This window comes from Paenibacillus lutrae (assembly GCF_009757775.1).
GTDB classification, from domain to species: domain Bacteria; phylum Bacillota; class Bacilli; order Paenibacillales; family NBRC-103111; genus Paenibacillus_F; species Paenibacillus_F lutrae.
The window spans coordinates 1-20,908 of sequence record NZ_RHLK01000004.1 but is presented as its reverse complement, the minus strand read 5'-3'; the positions used below and the strand labels follow the sequence as shown (position 1 = coordinate 20,908).

General features: G+C 51.6%; 15 protein-coding genes and 1 riboswitch. Of the genes, 12 read left to right on the top strand and 3 right to left on the bottom strand.

All coding sequences use genetic code 11. The features are described from left to right. Positions 1–220 precede the first annotated feature (220 nt). A complete protein-coding gene (locus EDM21_RS09410; RefSeq protein WP_157334996.1) occupies positions 221–631 on the top strand; it encodes a hypothetical protein in 411 nt (136 codons plus the stop codon). Positions 632–792: 161 nt separating this feature from the next. On the opposite strand, the gene EDM21_RS09405 is transcribed toward EDM21_RS09410, so the two are convergent. Together EDM21_RS09405 and EDM21_RS09400 are read right to left on the bottom strand one after the other, a co-directional pair. Beyond that, the gene (locus EDM21_RS09405; RefSeq protein ID WP_157334995.1) at positions 793–2,106 is read right to left on the bottom strand and encodes a glutamate-1-semialdehyde 2,1-aminomutase; all 1,314 of its coding nucleotides are present in this window, start codon (positions 2,104–2,106) and stop codon (positions 793–795) included. Between the two features lie 315 nt (positions 2,107–2,421). Further along, complete coding sequence (locus EDM21_RS09400; RefSeq protein WP_157334994.1) at positions 2,422–3,516, bottom strand: LCP family protein; 1,095 nt, start codon at positions 3,514–3,516, stop codon at positions 2,422–2,424. 273 nt (positions 3,517–3,789) lie between these two features. Here EDM21_RS09400 and EDM21_RS09395 point away from each other — a divergent pair, with 273 nt between their 5' ends. The 5 genes from EDM21_RS09395 (at position 3,790) to bcp (ending at position 8,141) form a co-directional block, all read left to right on the top strand. After that, positions 3,790–4,902, top strand: coding sequence for an ABC transporter ATP-binding protein (locus EDM21_RS09395; RefSeq protein ID WP_157334993.1), 1,113 nt, complete (start codon positions 3,790–3,792; stop codon positions 4,900–4,902). Then, complete coding sequence (locus EDM21_RS09390; RefSeq protein ID WP_166541921.1) at positions 4,895–5,689, top strand: ABC-2 family transporter protein; 795 nt, start codon at positions 4,895–4,897, stop codon at positions 5,687–5,689. Before EDM21_RS09395 ends, EDM21_RS09390 begins: the two co-directional genes overlap by 8 nt. A gap of 3 nt (positions 5,690–5,692) precedes the next feature. Continuing rightward, a complete protein-coding gene (locus EDM21_RS09385; protein ID WP_157334992.1) occupies positions 5,693–6,478 on the top strand; it encodes an ABC transporter permease in 786 nt (261 codons plus the stop codon). Positions 6,479–6,674: 196 nt separating this feature from the next. Next, positions 6,675–7,421 carry a hypothetical protein gene (locus EDM21_RS09380; RefSeq protein ID WP_157334991.1) on the top strand — a complete coding sequence of 249 codons (747 nt, stop codon included), beginning with the start codon at positions 6,675–6,677 and terminating at the stop codon, positions 7,419–7,421. 249 nt (positions 7,422–7,670) lie between these two features. Then, a complete protein-coding gene (gene bcp / locus EDM21_RS09375) occupies positions 7,671–8,141 on the top strand; it encodes a thioredoxin-dependent thiol peroxidase (RefSeq protein WP_157334990.1) in 471 nt (156 codons plus the stop codon). An 81-nt stretch (positions 8,142–8,222) separates the two neighbouring features. Here the strand turns inward: bcp and EDM21_RS09370 are convergent, their stop codons facing one another. Beyond that, positions 8,223–9,377 (bottom strand): Gfo/Idh/MocA family protein, encoded by a 1,155-nt coding sequence (locus tag EDM21_RS09370; protein WP_157334989.1) that lies wholly within the window; start codon positions 9,375–9,377, stop codon positions 8,223–8,225. Positions 9,378–10,314: 937 nt separating this feature from the next. Here EDM21_RS09370 and EDM21_RS09365 point away from each other — a divergent pair. The 6 genes from EDM21_RS09365 to EDM21_RS09340 all read left to right on the top strand — a co-directional run bounded on the left by EDM21_RS09365 (position 10,315) and on the right by EDM21_RS09340 (position 20,320). Continuing rightward, positions 10,315–11,703 carry a polysaccharide deacetylase gene (locus tag EDM21_RS09365; protein ID WP_157334988.1) on the top strand — a complete coding sequence of 463 codons (1,389 nt, stop codon included), beginning with the start codon at positions 10,315–10,317 and terminating at the stop codon, positions 11,701–11,703. Between the two features lie 65 nt (positions 11,704–11,768). Continuing rightward, entirely contained in the window at positions 11,769–12,749 is a 981-nt protein-coding gene (locus EDM21_RS09360; RefSeq protein ID WP_166541920.1) for an AAA family ATPase, read from the top strand. A gap of 9 nt (positions 12,750–12,758) precedes the next feature. Next, positions 12,759–14,291 (top strand): DUF58 domain-containing protein, encoded by a 1,533-nt coding sequence (locus tag EDM21_RS09355; protein WP_157334986.1) that lies wholly within the window; start codon positions 12,759–12,761, stop codon positions 14,289–14,291. Next, entirely contained in the window at positions 14,272–16,836 is a 2,565-nt protein-coding gene (locus EDM21_RS09350; RefSeq protein WP_157334984.1) for a DUF4129 domain-containing transglutaminase family protein, read from the top strand. The genes EDM21_RS09355 and EDM21_RS09350 overlap by 20 nt, the downstream gene beginning before the upstream one ends. Positions 16,837–16,899: 63 nt before the next feature. Next, positions 16,900–18,444: a glutamine-hydrolyzing GMP synthase gene (gene guaA, locus EDM21_RS09345; RefSeq protein ID WP_157334982.1), complete on the top strand. Its 1,545-nt coding sequence runs from the start codon at positions 16,900–16,902 to the stop codon at positions 18,442–18,444. Between the two features lie 185 nt (positions 18,445–18,629). Continuing rightward, positions 18,630–18,729: riboswitch (purine riboswitch) on the top strand. A gap of 184 nt (positions 18,730–18,913) precedes the next feature. Then, on the top strand, positions 18,914–20,320 hold the full coding sequence (locus tag EDM21_RS09340; RefSeq protein WP_157334980.1) for an NCS2 family permease: 1,407 nt from the start codon (positions 18,914–18,916) through the stop codon (positions 20,318–20,320). Positions 20,321–20,908 lie beyond the last annotated feature (588 nt).

Here is a 20,908-nt window from a genome sequence, read left to right as displayed (position 1 = left end):
AGCAGTACGGGATTTTTGGTGCGTTATTTTATATTGTCAGCAGCAAGTGAAAAAAAATTAATTAAAGGCATTAACAAAAATGGAGGGAATCCGAGAATGAAGTCACAACTGGCAGTGATCCCCAAAGAAGGAGATTTGCTATAGATTAATCTTTCTTTTAACAAAGCAACCTATTAAGCGAATAAACAGTTTAGAAGGCAGTTAATAAAGGAGGAGCATTATGGTCTTAAGAAGCATTTCACTTACATTTCTATTAATTTTAATACTAACAGGCTGCAGCGAGGCGAACAAAACTATTACACTAGACCAAGTGGTATCGTCGATTGAAAAAGAAGATATGGAGCTGGTGTCAAAGGGAGAATCGCACATGGATCAGCTTGTAAGCGTTTCGCCGCATCTATTCCGTTTTTCGGGTACAGATGGCGATTTCGATCAAGAGTCGATCTATATCTATGTGTATGATTCAGAGGACGCGGTCAGAAAAGCCGTAAAAGAACAGAACCAGAATGTGAACTCTTTGACGTTTGTTCAAAGTTTCCAACACAAAAATGTATTCGTTATTTATGCCACGTATAAAAAATCCGAGAGACACCTCGAGAATATTGAGGCGGCTCTAAAGAAATTAGAATGACCCGCATAGAGATAATCAAAGATCATTTGAAAGCAAAACACCTCCTAGACAGCTTCCGGCTTCCGCAAGCCGGTGCATGTCTTGGAGGTGTTTTTTGTTATGCGAGGTGTGAGAGGCAGGAATTAACCGACCCCTCATACTCAGGCCGTGTCGCGCGCGAGTTACCCCCGCAGCAGCTTGAACGACTCGTCCGCCGCTTCCAGCGTACGCGCGATGTCCTCGTCCGTGTGCGCGGTCGTCAGGAACCACGCCTCGTATTTCGACGGCGCCAGGTTAATGCCGCGCTCCAGCATCAGCTTGAAGAAGCGGCCGAACAGCTCGCCGTCCGTGTCCTGCGCCTCGTCGTAGTTCGTGACCGGGTGGTCGCAGAAATGCGTCGAGATCGCACCGGCGATGCGGTTCACCGTCAGCCGGGCGCCGTGGCGGGCCGCCGACTCGCGGAGGCCGTCCGCCAGCCGGGTGCCGAGCTGCTCGAGGCGCTCGTACGTGCCCGGCTGCCTCAGCACCTCGAGGCAGGCGATGCCGGCGGAGATGGAGGCAGGGTTGCCTGCCATCGTGCCGGCCTGGTACGCAGGTCCGAGCGGCGCGACCTGCGCCATGATCTCCTTACGGCCGCCGTAGGCTCCGATCGGCAGTCCGCCGCCGATGATTTTGCCCAGCGCCGTAAGATCGGGCTCGATCTCCGCGGGCACGCTTCCGAGGTCCGCGTAGGTCTGCACCGTTCCGTAATGGAAACGGAACGCGGTTATGACCTCGTCGTAGATGACGAGGGAACCGTTCTTACGCGCGGCGGCGCAGAGCCCCTCGAGGAAGCCGGGCTTCGGCATCACCATGCCGAAGTTGCCCACGATGGGCTCGACCATCACGGCCGCGATCTCATCGCCCCAGCGCGCGAGGGCAGCTTCGAGTGCCGGAATGTCATTGAACGGCACGGTGATGACTTCCTGGGCGATGGAGGCGGGGACGCCTGCGCTGTCCGGTGTGCCGAGAGTGGACGGGCCGGAACCCGCGGCAACGAGCACGAGGTCCGAGTGGCCGTGGTAGCAGCCGGCGAACTTGATGATCTTCGTGCGTCCGGTATAGGCGCGCGCTACTCGGATCGTCGTCATGACGGCCTCTGTGCCGGAGTTGACGAAGCGGACCTTGTCCATCGACGGTATCGCTTCTTTGAGCATTTTGGCGAATATTACCTCCAGCTCGGTAGGCGTGCCGTAGAGCGTGCCTTTCTGCGCAGCCCGGCAGATCGCTTCCGTCACATGGGGGTGCGCGTGACCGGTAATAATCGGGCCGTAGGCAGCCAGGTAATCGATATATTTATTGCCGTCCACATCCCAGAAATAAGCGCCTTCTCCACGCTTCATCGCAACAGGGGCGCCTCCGCCGACGGCTTTGAATGAGCGGGAGGGGCTGTTTACACCGCCGACGATATGTATCAGTGCTTCTTCATGAAGCTGCTCGGATTTTGTATGGTTCATGATGGATGTCTCCTTTTGCCTTTAAATTGCGGATCATGGTTCTGATTTTTCCTGCTGGCTGCTTTGTCTTGCCATGTTCGGGTTAGGCATCCGCAGTGACTTCCCTATGGCCAAGCAGCCGTAAGTGGCTCCCCGGTAGTACGGGGCCGCCGGACATGGGGCAAGTATGCTTCCGGCAGTTGGTAACTACAATGCTATGTAGCCGTCCTGCGCCTAAAATAAGAAAAATAACGTGCCGTCCCTCCAGGGTGACGGACACGTTATTCATTATCCCACCAAACTCCGGGAGTTTCCATACCGGCTGTCCGGGTGCTGCTATCTGTCGGCGCTGTCTCTGTCCGTTCCGCTCCGGGTCGTGCTTCCCGAAGATCTTGATCCGGAACTGTCGGAGCCGGAATTAGAGCCGGATTCGCCTAAACCTTCCCCTGCAGAATCAGCCGTTCCGTTCAAAACCTCCTGAACATATCGCTTCAGGCGCGTTTTCTCAAAGGCGATCACCTGTTGGTCGTTGATTCGGCGTTCGATCACGAGTTCGGTCGGAGGAATCTGGATGCTCTCAATGCCTCCGGCTTTGGCGTCCATGCCAAGGGAGCTCAGCTTGATCATATCATTGAGGGACAAATTCGTCGTGATGTAAGGCTGCATTTTTTTCAGTATTGAGGGAAGCTTGAGAATCGACTCCGTCGACTGCATTTTATCCGCTACGGCCGTCAGGAATTTGCGCTGACGTTCCGTGCGGGAGAAGTCCGAGGTGGCGTCGTGACGGAAGCGAACGTACTGAAGTGCGGTCTTGCCGTCGAGATGCTGCATCCCTTTCTTGAGATCGATATCGTATACGTGTCCGTCTGCGGAATCCTTCCACTTCATATCTTTCTCGACCTCAAGGTCGATGCCGCCGACCGCATCCACCAGCGCGATGAATCCCTGGAAATCCGTATACAGATAATACTGGATCGGGATACCTGTCAGCTCGCTGACGGTCTTCATTGCCAGATTGGGGCCTCCGATCGTGAAGGCCGAATTTATCTTGCCTTCGTCGTTACCCGGAATTTTGACCCAGGTATCCCGGAGAACGGACATGAGTGCGGCCTTCTTCGTCACGGGGTCAATGGAAGCGATCATCAGCGTATCCGACCGCAGCGGTTCCTTGTCTTCTTTCCCGCGGGCATCGGCCCCGAGCAGCAGCACGTTCACCCGCTCTGTTCCTTCCCATACGGGAGGCTTGTATTCTCCTCCCTTGTACCGGGGATCGAAGGTGGCAGGACCTGCCGCGTTGTCCGTGGAACTGATATTGCCGGCAAAGCTGTATATACTGTACGTATAATAGCCTACCGCACACAGCAGGAGGAACAGAAACGTGAACAAGAATAACCGCCACGGCTTCCGTACCCTGCGTTTTCTATTGGGCATATGGAGTTCATTCCCTTTCATTCTCAAATGATAAACAATTGCGGCCTGTACACTATTAACTGCATAAAGGTTCGCTGAAACGTTTTCGCGTATGCAGCCGGTCTCGCCGGGGAGGCACCTTTCTCCCCAATGCCATTTTGTTGTATGATGATGTGTGGGAACGGCGGAACTATGTATTTCATTATAGGGGCAACTTCTTCATTGCCGCAAGTTTACATCTGAATACATAAGGCTTCTAATGTTTCCCATTCTACTTGTCCACAGGAGGAAACTATGCAAGCTATTGAAGTCAGAGAGCTCCGTAAAGAGTTCCGTGTGCAGAAAAGCCGGGGCGGACTCAAAGGGGCCTTTCGTGATTTATTCAATCGCGAATACAACCAGATTACGGCCGTTAAAGATATCAGTTTCGATATTCCTCAAGGGGAAATCTGCGGGTACATAGGGGAGAACGGGGCAGGGAAATCGACCACGATTAAAATGCTGACCGGTATTCTCGTACCGACCTCGGGTCACTTGAAAGTGAACGGTTTCGTTCCTTACAAAGAGCGCGAAGCTTTCGTGAAAGGAATCGGTGTCGTCTTTGGGCAGCGAAGCCAGCTCTGGTGGGACATCGGCGTCATTGAATCCTTCCAGCTCTTGAAGAAGGTTTACCGGGTGCCCGACAATGATTTCAAGGAGCGCCTGGATGAGCTCTCCGACCGTCTGATGTTGGGTGAACTGCTCAGCAGGCCTGTCCGCAAACTCAGTCTGGGACAGAGGATGCGGTGTGAGCTGGCAGCGTCACTGCTGCATAATCCGGCGATTGTATTCCTGGATGAGCCGACAATTGGTCTGGACATTGTCGTGAAGACTGAGATCCGTGAATTCCTCAAGTCGCTTAACCAGCGGTATGGAACAACGATTCTGCTGACCACACATGACCTTCAGGATATCGAAGCGCTCTGCTCCCGTGTCATTATGCTGGATGACGGCCGCATTATTTATGACGGCGGCCTGGATCAGTTGAAGGAAACGTGGGGCAAAGGCAAAGAGGTTGTGCTTCAATTTACCCAGCCGGTTACACTGGAGAGTCTTCAGGCCCTTACTTCCGGAATGGACGTGACCTGGAAACGGGAAGGTGAGCTGGAGGCAAGGGTATTCATCCCTTACCGTACAGCGAACGTATCTGACGTTCTTGCGCGTATTGTCGGCATTGTCAAGATTGACGACATCCGCATTCTGGAGACCAATACGGATGATATCGTCCGTGAAATTTACAAGTCGGGCTCCGCTGAGGCCAGCCCTACATTCGGCGAATTTTCAGCCTCCGAAGCGGACAGTCCTGCGGAATCAGACGAATCAGGCACCTCCGGTGAGCGGGATAAAGGAGCGGTGCCTCGTGTATAAAGCTTATGTGGAACTGATCCGCATCCGGTTTATTACGATGCTGGCTTACCGTGTCAATTATTACAGCGGAATTCTGGTGTACGCTTTGAATATCGGTTCTTACTACTTCCTGTGGAAAGCTATCTATGGAAGCCAGGAGACGCTGGGCGGTCAGACCTTAGGGCAGATGACCACCTATATCGTCGTTTCCTGGATGAGCCGGGCATTTTATTTCAATAACCTGGACCGTGAAATTGCTAATGAAATCCGGGACGGCAGTGTGGCCATCCAGTTTATCCGTCCTTACAACTATGTGGTCTACAAGATGATGCAAGGATTCGGAGAGGGCCTATTCCGTCTGCTGCTGTTCACGGCTCCGGGGCTTGTGATCGCCTCCTTGTTGTTTCCGGTCGAACTGCCCACGAACCCGTCCTTATGGGCTGTTTACCTGCTTATGTTGTTTTTTGCCTTTCTGATTAACTCCCAGATCAACATCATGACGGGATTGTCAGCCTTTTTTCTTGAGAACAGTGAGGGTATGATGCGAATGAAGCGGGTAGCTGTCGATCTGTTCTCCGGTCTCATTCTGCCGATTACGATGTTTCCGGGATGGACAGCCAAGTTTTTGGAATGGCTGCCGTTTCAGGCTATCACTTATCTGCCGGGATCCGTTATTACGGGCCGCATTGAGGGCAGTGCCGTCTGGCAGGCTTTTTTCATTCAAGTTATCTGGTTCGTCGCTTTGCTTGTGCCGATTGCTTTCATGTGGCGTAAAGCGAGAACCCGGCTGTTCGTGCAGGGGGGTTGAGGCATGTTCTATCTTTCGCTTATTTGGGATTACCTGAAGAATTACCTGAAAACCAGACTCACCTACCGTTCCGACTTCTGGATTGAGGTCGCGTCGGATCTTCTGTTTAACGGGCTGAATTTGATTTTCATTCTCGTGGTCTTTCAACAGACGGAGCTGCTCGGCGAATGGAACCGGGAACAGATTTTGTTCATCTATGGGTTCTTTATGATTCCGTACGGCCTGTTCACCACGATTTTCAATCTATGGAATTTCAGCGAACGCTATATTGTCAAAGGGGAGATGGATCGGATTCTGACCCGACCCGCCCACAGTCTCTGGCAGCTGATGCTTGAGAATATGGACCCGGCATCGTTGTTCAGCGCTCTTGCCGGCGCTGCTGTTATGGGGTATTCGTGGATGGCGCTGGATCTTCCGGTCCATTGGAGCGACCCGTTTGTGCTGCTGCTGCTCATTGTGTCAGCCGTTCTGATCTACGGCGGTATTTATGTGACACTTAGCGCGCTCGCCTTCTTTTCGGATTCGCCGACAGGTATTATGCCGCTGATATTTAACATCCAGAACTATGGCCGGTACCCGGTCACGATCTATAACAAGCTGCTGCGGGGCATTCTAACCTGGATTCTTCCGTTTGCCTTCGTCGGGTTTTATCCGGCTGCTTATTTTCTGGATCCGGAGAACTGGAAGGGCTTTGCTCTATTAACGCCGGTGATGGGTGTCATTTTCATTACCCTTGGATTGAGCGTGTGGAATTTGGGAGTAAGGCGGTACCGGGGTGCAGGTTCCTGAGTCCACGGACTTTAGCATCCGGTCCCTGTCCCGCTAAGCAGTTCACGTGCCGCTTGTCGGGTTGTATCCAAGTTTTTCATCCCGTTTTCAGCAAAGATTTAGGTTTTCCTAAGCTTACCGTAAAACTTTGTTCACAATTTCTGCCTATACTTGGGAGGTAACATACTCAAGCACCCAATTGAAAGGTGGAAATTACATGAACGGTACAACTCGTAACAGATTATTAGTCAGTACACTGACTGCGGCACTTCTGCTTGGCGGCGGGGCGGCACTGTCCGGGAATGTATTCGCGGCAGATTCTGCTGATACAGACAAGACGACCACGACAGACAGCACTCACTCCAAACGCGGAGATAAGGGTGACAGAGGCGGGAAGTTCGGGTTCGGCGGCGGTTTTGTCTTTAAGAACGCAGCGGAAGTTCTGGGCGTGGAAGAGAAAGCCTTGATGACGGAGCTTAGATCCGGCAAAACGCTCGTCGAGATTGCTCAAGGCAAAGGGATCAGCCAAGCGGATCTAATCTCCAAGCTGACAGCATCGGCGTCCGCAGGCATTGATGCCCAAGTAACCGCAGGCAAGCTGGATAGTGCTAAAGCGGCTGAATTGAAAGCCGATCTCGGGAAGCGCATAGAGAAGGCAGTCACCAGCAAGAATGACTTCGGCAAAGGCGGCAAGCATGGCGGCGGACATAAAGGCGGCTTCGTTAACAAGGAGCAGCTGGCCGGCCTACTTGGCTTAACCGCAGATGAGATCAAGGCGCAGCAGGAAGCTGGTAAAACCTTGGCTGAAATCGCAACGTCCAAAGGAATCTCCAGAGAGCAGCTGCTTGAGAAGCTTAAAGCAGCAATGACTCCGTCGCTTGAGAAGTTCATTGATGCCAAGAAAGGCGACAAGCCTGAAGGTAGACAAGGAACGGGTCAAGCCAAATCTCAGCAAGCCGAGTAAACGATCGTCTGTTTCGTTTTTTTGGCAGTCTGCACCGGACTCATGAAGAGGCAGGCTCCGGTGCAGGCCGCCGCGCTATTCATAACCGCTCCGCCAGCGTTAAGCTGCGGAGCGGTTATTTTTTATAGATGCGGGAATTTGATTGAAGCAGCCGGATTAGTATAATAGGTGAAAGGCAGATTGCCGGCGTAAATAATTAACAGCATTTATTTCCCGGGAAACATTGCACTTGAAGGAGGTAGTATGGGTATGACAGCAGAGTTAGGCAAGGGAGCTCCAGATTTTGAACTGCCCGCAAGCAATGGAGAGAAGGTTAAATTGTCAGATTTTCGCGGCAAGAAGGTTATCCTGTATTTCTATCCCAAAGATATGACACCGGGCTGTACGACACAGGCCTGTGATTTTAGAGATAAGCACAGCGAATTTAGTAACCTGGAGACGGTTATTCTGGGCGTAAGTATAGACTCTTTAAACCGGCATGAGAAGTTTATCAGCAAGTATGAGCTGCCTTTCCTGCTGCTTGCCGATGAGGAACATACAGTTGCTGATTTGTATAATGTATGGGTAGAGAAGAATATGTACGGCAAGAAGTTTATGGGCATCGAACGCTCAACTTTTGTAATTGACGAGCAAGGAGTACTGGTCAAACAGTGGCGCAAGGTCAAGGTTAAAGGCCACATCGAAGAGGCGCTTTCCTATATAGGAAACCTGCCTGCATAAAAATCAGCCCCTTCTCCTGTATAGGAGTGAAGGGGCTGGGGAGTTTGTTGAGTGTTAGAAAATGGCTAACACTAAACCTTCTTAAATATCCACCCACTGCTGCCGTTTGTGGCTTTCCAGTATAGCTTCGACAATCCGCATAACCCCGCAAGCCTGCTCAAAGGTGGCGAACTTGGAATGAACCTTAGGTTCATTCCCTTTTTTGCTGATCGTCCTATAGAAATCGTAGAACAGATTTTTGAGCGCATCCGGCCAGCCTTCTTCATGTCCACCCGGATAATGGGTAATGGAAGCGGCCTGATCGCTCATGAGGCTGGCATCCCTCATCAGAATCCGGTTCGGTACATCTCTGGAGCCGATCCACAGCCGGTTGGCTTCCTCCTGATCCCAGCGCAGTGCTCCATGCTCGGCAGCAATTTCAAAATACAATTTGTTCTTGCGGCCCGAGCTTACTTGGGAAATCGCGAAAACTCCTTTCATACCGCCTTCGAAACGGACAAGCACCGATCCGAAGTCTTCGGTATCCACCTTAACCGGTTCGCAATCCTCAATAGCCGGCAGAGAAGCATTGAACGTGTTGACCTGATCTTTGGGCTTGTAACGGACCGGATGGACAATGCCGAGATCGGCAAAGACCGATACAATCTTTTTGCCCACCACATATTGCACGGTATCCACCCAGTGGGAGCCGATATCCGCCATAGCGCGGGAAGGACCGTTTAATTCGGAGTCCATTCGCCAGTTATAGTCGGTTGCATGCTGCAGCCAATCCTGGAGGTAACCGCCTGTAATATAGTAGGGATTACCATAAGTTTGTGCGGCAATCTGCTGTTTGATTTCCTCGACAAGCGGATAGTGACGGTAGATGTACGAGACACCGGCCACGAGTCCCTTTTCTTTAGCGAGCTGCTGGAGCTCATCCGATTCTTTAACGGTCACGGAGAGCGGCTTTTCGGACAGGACGTGCTTGCCTGCGAGGAGAGCGGCTTTATTGTACTCAAAATGCAGATGATTGGCCGTACAATTGTGTACAACTTGAATATCCGGGTCCTGGATTAATTCCATCGCCTCGCCATAGTACATGGGAATGCGGTACTTAGCCGCTATTTCTTCGGCACGAGACAAACGGGAAGAAGCAACGGCAACAACCTGAACGGAAGGAATCCGCTGCAGAGCTTCAATGTGAGCGGTAGCGGAGAAGCCTGTTCCAAGTATCCCGACTTTAATATCACCCATTCCATCACCTCTTGTTTAAATATGAAAGCGCATCCTATACCCTTTTACCCCAAAAAAGAGGAAATTGATTTAGTTTTAGAACGTTGTTTGGAAAAAAAGAAAAAGATAGGGGTAAGTCGCTTCCGGAAAACTCCGCTTTAAACGCAGCTGTCTGTCTGGTAAAGTTTCCGCAGCACCCCTCCAATTCATACGCTTCCACACTGTGGGATATGAGCCCTCATGTTCTTTGCCTCGAAGAGCGCTGTTAGATTAGTGCCCTCACATGGTATAATAAGTAAATCGTTTCGGGCCTTTGGAGGAGATCATTATGTTATTTTACATGGGTTGTTTGAGTGTTACATTGTTACTTGCCTTTGCTATGAAAAAGGTACGGAGTGAGAGTGTCTACTCAAAGTCAACATTAATCTTGATTATTTGTTCTCTGCTTTCTAATATTAGTCTCTCGCAAAATTACATGAAGAGTCTTATTCCGGAAGCTAACGATGGAATTGGAATATCGAACCGTATTTCATACTGGATAATAGGAGAAGGAAATTGGTCACAAGAACGATTCAAAATGTTGTATGAGCAATCCGTGTTGATTACGATAATTTTATTACTTACCTATGTGTTTACATTAGTTTTTGAAAAATTCAAAAAAACATCTTGAATCCAAATCATAAAACACCGTTCAACTGATTGTTGAAACGTATACACATTCATATGTAGAACCCATAACATGACCTTTTCCAGGGTCGTGTTTTTATTTGTGCAGAGCCGGTTTAACTAATTTGTGTAAACGGGGATGAACTGGCTGCCTCCGGTCACGATGGACGGTCACCCGAAAGCGGACAGACTTTTGATAAGAGGATCCGCCCATGCGAAATGACATACCACTCTGAAATCTCTCATATATTCTACCAGTAAGCCAAATGATGGAGTATTCGGAGGGATTGTCATGTTAACCCGGTCGCCAGTGGTCAGATTTACTCGGTTCGTCCTGCTTGTTCTGCTATTATCCGCCCTTCATCCATTTTTACAGCTTGAGCCCGCAGTGCATGCCGCCTCCCGGGACGATCATTCATCCAGCGAAACTTACGGGGAACTGAAATCCGGCCGTATAACGCGGGCTGATCAGCCTTACAAGACGGCGGATACTCCGACGGTTTATCTGACTTTCGATGATGGGCCCAGCCGGTACACACCCCAGGTTCTTGAGATTTTGCGGAAAGAAGGCATATCCGCCACTTTCTTCGTAGTCGGGGAGCAGGTGCAGGCACACCCGGAACTGGCCGGGCAGCTTGTGCGAGAAGGGCATGCCATCGGAAATCACAGTTTTGATCACACTTACAAAAATCTGTATAAGGACTTTAATGAATTCTGGGAGCAGGTGCAGCAAACCGATCAAGCAATCGAGCGGGCCGCCGGTATCAGAACGAGGCTGTTTCGTGCACCCGGAGGCACAGCCCAGAACTTTGATGCCTTCTATTTCTATTATATGAATCAAGCGGGATTTACCGTATTTGATTGGGATGTGGACAGCAACGATTCCAAAAGAACAGGCGTCCCTGAGGCCGAGATTATCCGCTCGATCAAGAAGGCACCTCTGAAAAAAGAGCTGAACCTGCTGTTCCACGACGGTATCGGCCATGAAGAAACCGTTAAAGCTCTTCCTGAAATTATCCGCTATTTTAAAAGTAAGGGATACGCGTTCGCTAAACTGGATGAGCAAGTCAAACCAGCCCAGTTTCCTGTCCGTACGGCAGAACGCTGGGATCGCACTATTCCGGAAGAAGAAGAGTTCATAAGCAATGTAGAGGCGGTTCAAGCCTGGGCGAATCCGGATACACCGGGTGATCGGGGAGTACCGGGCACGGCCTACGAACAGGGTGCCGGGAAGTCTGAAGGGGAAGCAGGAGGAGTCCGGATCGCTACCGCCGGCGAACATTCTCTGCCCCTTCTATTAAACGTGAATCGGCAAGTAAGACGGCTTGCTTCCGATCAGGTTCTTTACCCGGAGCAGCGTCTGGAAGTTCCGCTGAGAGTGCTCGCAGAAGAAATGGGAGCCAAGGTCGTCTGGTCTCCGGGTACTAGAACCGCATCAGTATCCTATGGCTATACCCGGCTGGATTACAGCTTATCCACTTTTACATTGACGGTAAACCGGTGGGGCAGGCAAGTGGAGGTTTATTCTTTACCGGATACCCATTTAATCGAAGGCACGTTGTACGTTCCTCTTCTTCAAACGGCAGAAGTACTCGGCGTTGCAGTAGAAGAGCACCGCTCTGATGCGGCCGGTCATTATATTACTCTATCTACTAAGGGTTTCTATTTCCTGCTGTTCTGACACGTCTAATTTAATAGAGATCGGGAAACACTGGGAATAGATGAATTCCATTAGGAGGCTTTCCCGTGATTTCCAATCGAACCTTCTTATTTGACCAACCCCAACCTCTTTTGAACAAAGTGGTCGATCAAGTCTCGAAAGTCGTCTTCGGCAAACGTGATGTTATTGAAAAATGCGTGGTTGCCATGCTGTGCGGCGGACATATCCTTCTGGAGGATGTGCCGGGCGTAGGCAAGACACTGCTCGTCCGCAGTCTGGCGGCTTCTATCGGCTGTGAATATAAACGGATTCAATGCACACCTGATCTGATGCCGTCGGATATAACAGGCGTGTCCGTTTTCAAGCCGCAGAGCGGCTCTTTTGAATTCAGTCCCGGACCGCTGATGAATCCCGTGGTGCTGGCGGACGAGCTGAACCGTGCGCTTCCCAGAACACAATCGGCCTTTCTGGAAGCTATGGAAGAGAAGAGTATAACCGTAGACGGAATTACTCATGAGCTTCCCGAACCCTTCCTGCTGCTCGCGACACAGAATCCGCTGGATCACGAAGGGACCTTTCCCCTCCCCGAGGCCCAACTGGACCGGTTCTTGATGAAGCTGTCCCTCGGGTATCCGGATCAAGCCGGCGAGTCCGCTATGCTGGAGCGGCATCTGCAGAGGCGCCCGACCGATAAGCTAAGGCCTGTCCTGCTGCAGGAAGAGTGGGTTCAGCTTCAGCATGAAGCGGCTGCAGTGAGTGTAGACGACTCACTCCGCGAGTACATTGTCAGTCTTGCGGCCGCTACGCGAAGACATCCGGATCTGAGGCTTGGAGCAAGTCCGCGGGCTTCCTCGGCGCTTATGCGGGCCTCGCAGGCTAGAGCTTTGATGCAGGGGCGCAGGTACGTGGTGCCCGATGATATCAAGAATCTGGCTGCTGCCGTGTTCGCACATCGTTTGCTCCCTGCGCCTGAAGCACGGATGGCAGGACGGAGCGCAAGGTCCGCCGTAGAAGCGGCGGTTGCTTCTGTTCCCATCCCTGTGCTGCGTTTTGCAGCCATCCGCTAGGTGCGCCTCATGATCAAATCATGGCTGGTTTTGTCTGCAACGATTCTGGGAGCCTTAGCGGCCCACGCTATTTATTTGAGCATAGGGGGCATAGCTCCGTTCCTAGTAGAAGCGCTTCTATGGTGCAATGCTTGTTCGGGTGCGGCTATCCTTTTGTTTACGTTGAACGGAGCCGTCCTGGACCGGGAAATTCATGTTTCACGGCTAACAGCCGGACAAACCGCGCAGATACGGCTCCATGTTAAACATCGTTCGTTTCTTCCGGTATGTTGGCTGGCTGTCCGGGAATATTGGCAGCACGAGGAGCGCGGGGAGAGCATTTGTATAACACAGCTCTGTTTTCCATGGTTTCGCAGAACCATCCCTATGAGTTACGGGATTGAACATATACAGCGCGGTCACTATACTCTCATGAAGTCCGAGGTGATTAGCGGGGATCTTTTCGGTCTTTTTGTCAAAAGGGTACAGGCAGCAGGGAAGGCCCGTTTGACTGTTTACCCAGCTCCTGCTGAATCTCTGAGCAGGGTTCTTACTGTCTCAAGGCTGGAGAATGAGACATGGAGCCGGGAGGCTTCACTGCTCTCAGCCCCAGTGTATGCCGGAAGCCGCGCGTATATTTCAGGTGATCCGATGTCCTGGATTGATTGGAAAGCAACGGCACGGGCAGGGACTCTGCAAACGCAAGTTCGCGCTGCCTCCGTTAAGCTATCCCGGATGGTTATTCTCGACCCTGATCCGCATTGTGGAGAAGGATCAACTGCTTGCCGCTGCGGGTTTGCCACCCATCTTCACAAAGGCAGGAAGAAGAAAAGGCCGGTTAAAGTCTTATCCGGCAAAACACAACCGCTGAGAGATGAAGAAAATGACGAACCGTGGAAGAAACAAAGCTGGAAACAGCGAACAAACCTCAGCAAGATAACGAATCCGGACGAAGAAGCATGTCGGTGCGGGTTCGGTTTGCTTGAGAAGCGGATAAGTCTGGCCGTAAGTGCGGTAACCGAACCTGGCTTCGGGGCGCGAGGGATTGTTGTCGGAACCGCATTCCGGGAAAGAACAGAGATTACCGGTGTGTACGGACAGCAGCCTTCTCCGGCCTGTGAATATCCCGCAGCGTCTTCCGGAACGGATAATGTCTGCGCAAGCGCGCCGCTTGAGCTGCTCGCTTCGCTTAGAGGGGAGAAGGGTCGCGGCCTTCTGATTCTCCAGAGGGAACATGCCTCACTTCCGCCTGGGATCGGTATGACTTATTTGACATCCAGGCTGGATAAAGGAGCAGTTATGGGCATCATTGCACTTCTTGCAGCCCGGAGACCTGTGGAGGTGGTGTTTATTCATACAGCCGATTCCCTGTCTGAGGAAGATCTTTGCGCCGCTGCGATGCTTAGAGACGCGGGAGCGGCGTTTGCTTCTATTGCTCTATCATCTGATTTTCATAGAGTAACAACGGACCGAAAGGGTCATCAAGCCGTACGGGAGAATCGATTTGCAGCCTTGAATTTCTCGGGTGAAGGGGGTGCAGGAGATGAATTCGCACGAGGATAAGCAGAGGGAGCTTGAACCGTTAAAATCAGCAGCCTCATCCATCCCTTCACCATCATCATTTACCGCGGGGGCAGGCGGATTTTATCCAGGCAGAACCGAGGCTTCCGTCCGATGTATGAAGGAGTCTACTCCCGGCGTTTACAACCCGAGCGGATTGTCTGCTGTGAGAAATACCGCACTTACCATAATATGGTTCCTGCTTCTTCTTGAATGGCTGCGCCCCATGGCTTCGGGAATCGGCATGATACAGCGCAGCGGTATATTACCTTATGCTCTGCTTATCGGTTATTTCTTAATGCTCTCGGCTGTAGTCCGTTCCGCTTATGTGCTGTGGTTAGGGAAACTTGCAGGCATTACGATAACGATCGGATACTTCTATCGCAATGGTAATTTCCCGTGGGGGGGATGGCCGGTTGATATTGGGAATGATTTGTATTCGGATCTTGGGCTCGCGGCTGCGGGCAGATTCGGTGAAATCAGCTGGGTGCTGGAGACTTTGCTTTTTCTGATCGGATCTGCGGCTTTTATTTCCGCCTCCCATCAACTTTTGCTGCATCGTCAGCATGGTGCTTGGTTTGCTGCGGCTACCGGAGGTTACCTGGTTGTACTGCAAATATGGGCTGGTATAGATACGACTCCAGGTTTGATCCGTACGGCTGCCTTAGGACTTTTGCTGCTCGCTCTTCTGACCATCCCCCGTCTTAGAAGACGATTTGCGATGTCGGAGGAAGGAGCTTGGCCGTTATCCTGGATTGGGCTCAGTCTTGCTGCAGCGGCGGCTCTTTATATGAGCGGGATCTGGGCGCACGAGGGGGGCAAATTTCTTCCCATGCGGACCTCAAGTGTGCGAGCTGCCGCGGACGGGTGGGTTAACGATCTTCTCAGCGGACGGAATTCCTTGTCCTACAGCGCATCCAGACCTTCAGAATCAGCCGTGAGCCTTACGGGTTATGGCGAGGATGACACATGGATCGGCGGTCCGATTCTACCCGATAACCGGATTGCTTTTAAGGCTAAGACACCTGTGATGACTTACTGGCGGGGAGAATCGAAGAGCTTTTATGATGGAAAAGGGTGGTCTCAGCCTTATTCCCAGCTTCAACCTGCTTTTCCTGTATCGGCAAGCGGAGTCGGTGAGTCTCAATTTGGAGGTGAATCCTCTGCCGAGACTGGAAAAGAGAAGCAGGAGAAGCCGGGTGATCCTGACCTTCTGCTGCTTAATTCCTCCGGTTTGCTGGTTCAGGAAATTACTGAAATTGCGGGAAAACAACTTGGGACCCAGATTTTTGCAGGCGGTACCGTGCAAGCTTTACAGGAAGCAGTCAGTATTTCAGGCAAACACATTCAGCCGGCTGAAATCCGGTCAAGCCGCGAGAGTGGTAAAGTGACTATGAATCTTAATACCGAACCGTTAAAATCATATCGGATCGCGATTACACCCATGCGGTTTGGTGCGGATTGGCTTGTATGGAAATCTCTTAGCCGGGATGAGCAGGAGCCGGTCAGCGATGCCGAGCTGCGAAGCGGCCTAAGAGGCTCTGCCGGCAGCTGGGGGGTTCACGGGAGCTCTCCGGCAGAGGAGCCCGAACTCTCCGGTACCGAGCTTGCCGCGTTTCTGCAGCTGCCGGGGCAGCTTCCGCAGCGTGTCAAGGATCTCGCTGCCAGTTTGACTGCGGATCATGGAGAGGACAAGCTTAGTGCCGCACTGGCGATCGAGCGGCACCTGCGCACCGGGTATCGCTATAGCATGAGCGAGCCTAAGCGGCCGGCTGATGAACAGGACGCCGTCGACCATTTCCTGTTCACCAGCGGCGTGGGCTACTGCGACCATTTCTCAACGTCCATGGTCGTTCTGCTTCGCTCGGCAGGCATACCGGCCCGCTGGGTCAAAGGTTTCGCCCCCGGTGAAGCGGGCGAACGCGCTCCGGACGGCAGTCTCTCGGTTATCGTCCGGAGCCGCGATGCCCATTCATGGGCGGAAGCCTACATCCCGGGCGCCGGCTGGCTTGCTTTCGAGCCGACGCCCGGGTTCGCATCGCCGCCGGCAGGCGGCAAGGAGCCGCAGGCTGTGCCTGCCTCTGTCTCTCTCCCGCCGGATGAGGCAGAGCAGCCGGGCACAACCCTACTGCCGCAGTGGGCAGGAGCGTTGCTGCCCGCGCTTGCACGGGCGGCCCAGTCCCCGGCCGCCCCGGCTGTGGCCGCGGCGCTCGCTGTACTCGCCGCGGCCCTGATGCTGCGCCGCTCGCTTATGAAGCGGCGCGGCAATGCCCTTGCGCCGCGTTTAACCGCGCCGCTCCGCCGCAGCGCGGACAGCACCGCGCTGATGGAACGGCTGTGGCTGCGGGTATTCCGCAGCCACGGCCGCCTAGCGCCGCAGCAGACGCTGCGCGAGTACGTCGCGGCGCTGGGGGGCATGGATGACGCGCGCCGCAGAGCGCTGGAGGAATTTGCCGCCTTGTACGAAGAAGTCCGCTATGACCGGAGCGGCGCAGGGATCGTCGGCAAAGGCCGCATTCTCGAGATTTGGAAGCGGATTGAGGGATGACCATGCCTTGATTCCTCCGCCTTTGTTATATATAATGATCAAGATTATACTAGGAGGCGGACCATGGATATCATAAAGTCACACGAAATGATTGTTGTATTAGACTTCGGCGGACAGTACAACCAGCTGATCGCCAGACGCATTCGCGACCTGGGCGTTTATAGCGAATTGCTGCCCTACAATACCCCTGCGGAGAAAATCCGCGAACTGAATCCCAAAGGGATTGTTTTCTCGGGCGGACCTACAAGTGTATACGGTGAAGGTTCCCCTATTGTGGACCCGGCAGTATATGAACTGGGTATTCCGATCATGGGCATCTGCTACGGCATGCAAATGATCGCTCATCAACTGAATGGTAAAGTAGAGCGCGCAGCCAAGCGGGAATACGGCAAGTCCGAAGTGCAGTTCCAGTCCCACAGCCGTCTGGCTAAGAATCTGGATGCTAATCAAGTCGTATGGATGAGCCACGGGGATCACGTTTGCGATCTGCCGGAAGGTTTTGTTCTGGACGCAAGCACAGAGACTTGTGCGATCGCGGCGATGAGTCACCCGGAGAAGAACATCGTAGCTGTCCAATTCCACCCGGAAGTCCGCCACTCGGCGCAAGGCAACGAAATGATCCGCAACTTTATCTATGATGTTTGCGGATGTGCGGGTGACTGGAGCATGGAAAGCTTTATCGAAGATACCATCCGTGACATTCGTGCCCAGGTGGGCGACCGTAAAGTCCTATGCGCATTAAGCGGCGGCGTCGATTCCTCTGTAGTGGCAATCCTGCTGCACAAAGCGATTGGCGACCAGCTGACCTGCATGTTCATCGATCACGGCTTACTGCGTAAAGGCGAAGCTGAGAGCGTTATGGAAACTTTCGTCGGCAAATTCGATATGCATGTAGTCAAAATCGATGCACGCGACCGTTTCCTTGGTAACCTGGCAGGTGTCAGCGATCCGGAACAGAAACGTAAAATTATCGGCAATGAATTTATCCGCGTATTTGAGCATGAATCCGAGCAGCTCGGTGACTTTGCATTTTTGGCGCAGGGAACCCTGTATACCGATATCGTCGAGAGCGGTACGGCAACAGCGCATACCATCAAATCGCACCATAATGTAGGCGGATTGCCTGAAGATATGAAGTTCCAGCTTGTAGAGCCTCTCAAAGCCCTATTCAAAGACGAAGTACGTAAAGTCGGCGAAGAATGCGGTCTACCGGCTGCTATTGTTTGGCGTCAGCCATTCCCGGGTCCGGGCCTTGCAATTCGTGTCCTGGGTGAAGTTACGGAAGAGAAGCTCACCATCGTTCGTGAATCCGATGCGATTCTTCGGGACGAAATCGCCAAAGCGGGTCTTGATCGCGAGATCTGGCAGTATTTCACCGCTCTTCCGAACATGAAGAGTGTCGGTGTAATGGGCGACGCCCGTACGTATTCCTACACAGTGGGCATCCGCGCCGTTACATCCATCGATGGAATGACGGCCGACTGGGCCCGTATTCCGTGGGACGTACTCGAGAAAATCTCCGTACGTATCGTCAACGAAGTCGACAACGTCAACCGGATCGTCTACGACGTAACATCCAAGCCACCAGCTACGATTGAGTGGGAATAGTACGTCAGCGCCTTTTCTCCTCCATAATTGGAGAGGAAAGGCGCTTTTTTTATAGCAAAACGATCTAATTACAAGGAAAACCATCGGGATTAATCACGAACATTATCGCATTTTTACCAAATTAATATTCGTTATTCTATATTGACAGAATAGATGCGGCTAACTAGAATGAAGAAGAAGAGGGAATAACAAAACTGAATGCTTTTCGTATAATTCCGGGGATAGGCCCGGAAGTTTCTACGAGGTCACCGTAATGATCTGGCTACGAAGAGAACGTGCAGCCTAGCGATGCATGGCGCCGCTTTTTGAAAGGGACGAACCTGAGATTTGCTTTGAGCAGTCTGGGGTACGTTGATATCAAAAAGATGTGGCCTGCCCGTGGCAGCCGCTCTGCTTGCAACCAGTCCGGGTGACAGATGTCACCGGGATTTTTGTTGTTCTCATCTAATTTAAGGGGGATTTCGTTGCAATGGATCGTTTTTTTAAATTGAAAGAAAACGGGTCAAACGTTCGGACAGAGATTATGGCGGGCATCACGACGTTTATGGCAATGGCTTACATTTTAGTCATTAATCCGAACATTCTAACCGCCTTCGGTAAAACAGGCATGGAATGGTACCCGGTCTTCCTGGCAACCGCCATCGCTGCTGGTGTATTTACGATTGCAATGGGTCTGTTCGTAAATTTCCCCGTTGCACTTGCTCCCGGCATGGGACTCAACGCGTATTTTGCTACAGTGGTTATTTCCACCGCGTCGACAGGTAATCCGATTACTTGGCAAATGGCACTTACTGCGGTTTTCATTTCAGGGCTCATTTTTATTCTTCTTACGATTACACAGCTTCGGCAAATGCTTCTCGTTGCAATTCCGGACGGTCTCAAGCACGCCATTACGGTAGGTATCGGTCTTTTCATTACCATCGTAGGCTTGAAGAACACCGGGCTGCTGTCGGTAGCAGTTGAAACCGTTAATGATATTCCGAAAGGCCAATTCACACCGCTCCAAGGCTTCGAAACCATTTTCGAGCTTGGCAGCTTTAAGAATCCGGATGTTGTTCTTGCTTTGGTCGGTCTGGCCCTTATCTCGATCTTGATGGTCCTCCGGGTTCGCGGAGCTATCTTGTTCGGTATTCTCGGTACTACAGTGGTTGCACTGCTCATGGGCCACGTCAACCTCAGCTCGCTGAACAACCCGCAGACTCCTTGGATTCCGGATCTTGGACAGCTTAACTTCTGGGAATTCGATTTCGCCGGTATTATGGGCGTGGGTATCGTATCCGTAATCGTTACCTTTACATTCGTTGAAATGTTCGATACCTTCGGTACGCTGGTAGGTACGGCTAACCGCGCAGGTATGATGAAAGACAAGAAAGAAGGCAACAAGCGTGTCGGTAAAGCGATGTTTGTTGATGCTTTTGCAGTAAGCGGCGGCGCTATGGTCGGTACAAGTACAGTAACCGCTTATGTGGAAAGCTCTGCAGGTGTTGCCGAAGGCGGACGTACAGGTTTGACGGCCGTGACTACGGGCGCTCTGTTCTTACTGGCTCTGTTCTTCGCTCCAATCGTTGCGTTGATTCCCGGGGCTGCTACGGGTTCCGCTCTGATCGTAGTTGGCGTTCTGATGATGCAGGCTGTGCGTGATATCGACTTCCAGGATCTTGTTATCGGGATTCCGGCGTTCCTGACAATCACATTCATGCCTTTCACTTACAGCATTGCTAACGGTATTTCACTCGGTATTCTGGGTTATGTACTTCTCGCAGTTGTTTCCCGGATCGGCAACCGTAATGAGCAAAAGCACGAAATTCACTGGCTTATGTGGGTGCTTTTCGTTCTCGTTGCTGCGCGGTATATCTTTATGGGTACGAGCGGCTAATGTAATAAAACGCAATTCGTTACAAGACTATAATGGATATTGTAAAAGACCGGCTTCGGATTTTCTCCGAACTGCCGGTTTTTTGTATTCTTTAGAGAATTCAGACTGCGTTTCTTCTATAGAGAGAGACAAGGGGAGATAAACTCATACATTTCCTTCTGAGGTAGGAGAGGAAGACATAAGACATTGCGGTCCTACTGCTTCAATATCGCCGGCTGTATTTAAAGATATAGGGCTCTTAATGAACTGTAGATTCTATAGAGGAAAATAAATTTCACGGTTATAAAAAAGTTCTTGCTTTCTGAATGGGTTTTTGATAAAGTTATCTCTTGTCGGCACAAGCAAGTGCTGATTAGCGAAAAAAGAATTTTAAAAAGTTCTTGCATAGATCGACAGCATATGATATATTATAAAAGTTGCCGCTGAGACATTAGCGGAAACGACAAAGAACGACTGAACGAAGATTGTCCTTTGAAAACTGAACAACGAGTGATTGAAACGTCTTGAGCAATCAGGACGCTAAACAGAGAAGAAATTCTCGTCAGCATTGAATTTTTGAGCTATTCAGCTTGAGATAAACGTCGGTTT

What these genes read in the sequence shown, in the direction of transcription:
- EDM21_RS09405 (WP_157334995.1), bottom strand. Translation starts at nt 2,106, where the DNA reads ATGAACCATACAAAATCCGAGCAGCTTCATGAAGAAGCACTGATACAT.
- bcp (WP_157334990.1), top strand. Translation starts at nt 7,671, where the DNA reads ATGACAGCAGAGTTAGGCAAGGGAGCTCCAGATTTTGAACTGCCCGCA.
- guaA (WP_157334982.1), top strand. Translation starts at nt 16,900, where the DNA reads ATGGATATCATAAAGTCACACGAAATGATTGTTGTATTAGACTTCGGC.
- EDM21_RS09395 (WP_157334993.1), top strand. Translation starts at nt 3,790, where the DNA reads ATGCAAGCTATTGAAGTCAGAGAGCTCCGTAAAGAGTTCCGTGTGCAG.
- EDM21_RS09370 (WP_157334989.1), bottom strand. Translation starts at nt 9,377, where the DNA reads ATGGGTGATATTAAAGTCGGGATACTTGGAACAGGCTTCTCCGCTACC.
- EDM21_RS09340 (WP_157334980.1), top strand. Translation starts at nt 18,914, where the DNA reads ATGGATCGTTTTTTTAAATTGAAAGAAAACGGGTCAAACGTTCGGACA.
- EDM21_RS09385 (WP_157334992.1), top strand. Translation starts at nt 5,693, where the DNA reads ATGTTCTATCTTTCGCTTATTTGGGATTACCTGAAGAATTACCTGAAA.
- EDM21_RS09380 (WP_157334991.1), top strand. Translation starts at nt 6,675, where the DNA reads ATGAACGGTACAACTCGTAACAGATTATTAGTCAGTACACTGACTGCG.
- EDM21_RS09355 (WP_157334986.1), top strand. Translation starts at nt 12,759, where the DNA reads ATGATCAAATCATGGCTGGTTTTGTCTGCAACGATTCTGGGAGCCTTA.
- EDM21_RS09365 (WP_157334988.1), top strand. Translation starts at nt 10,315, where the DNA reads ATGTTAACCCGGTCGCCAGTGGTCAGATTTACTCGGTTCGTCCTGCTT.
- EDM21_RS09410 (WP_157334996.1), top strand. Translation starts at nt 221, where the DNA reads ATGGTCTTAAGAAGCATTTCACTTACATTTCTATTAATTTTAATACTA.
- EDM21_RS09400 (WP_157334994.1), bottom strand. Translation starts at nt 3,516, where the DNA reads ATGCCCAATAGAAAACGCAGGGTACGGAAGCCGTGGCGGTTATTCTTG.
- EDM21_RS09350 (WP_157334984.1), top strand. Translation starts at nt 14,272, where the DNA reads ATGAATTCGCACGAGGATAAGCAGAGGGAGCTTGAACCGTTAAAATCA.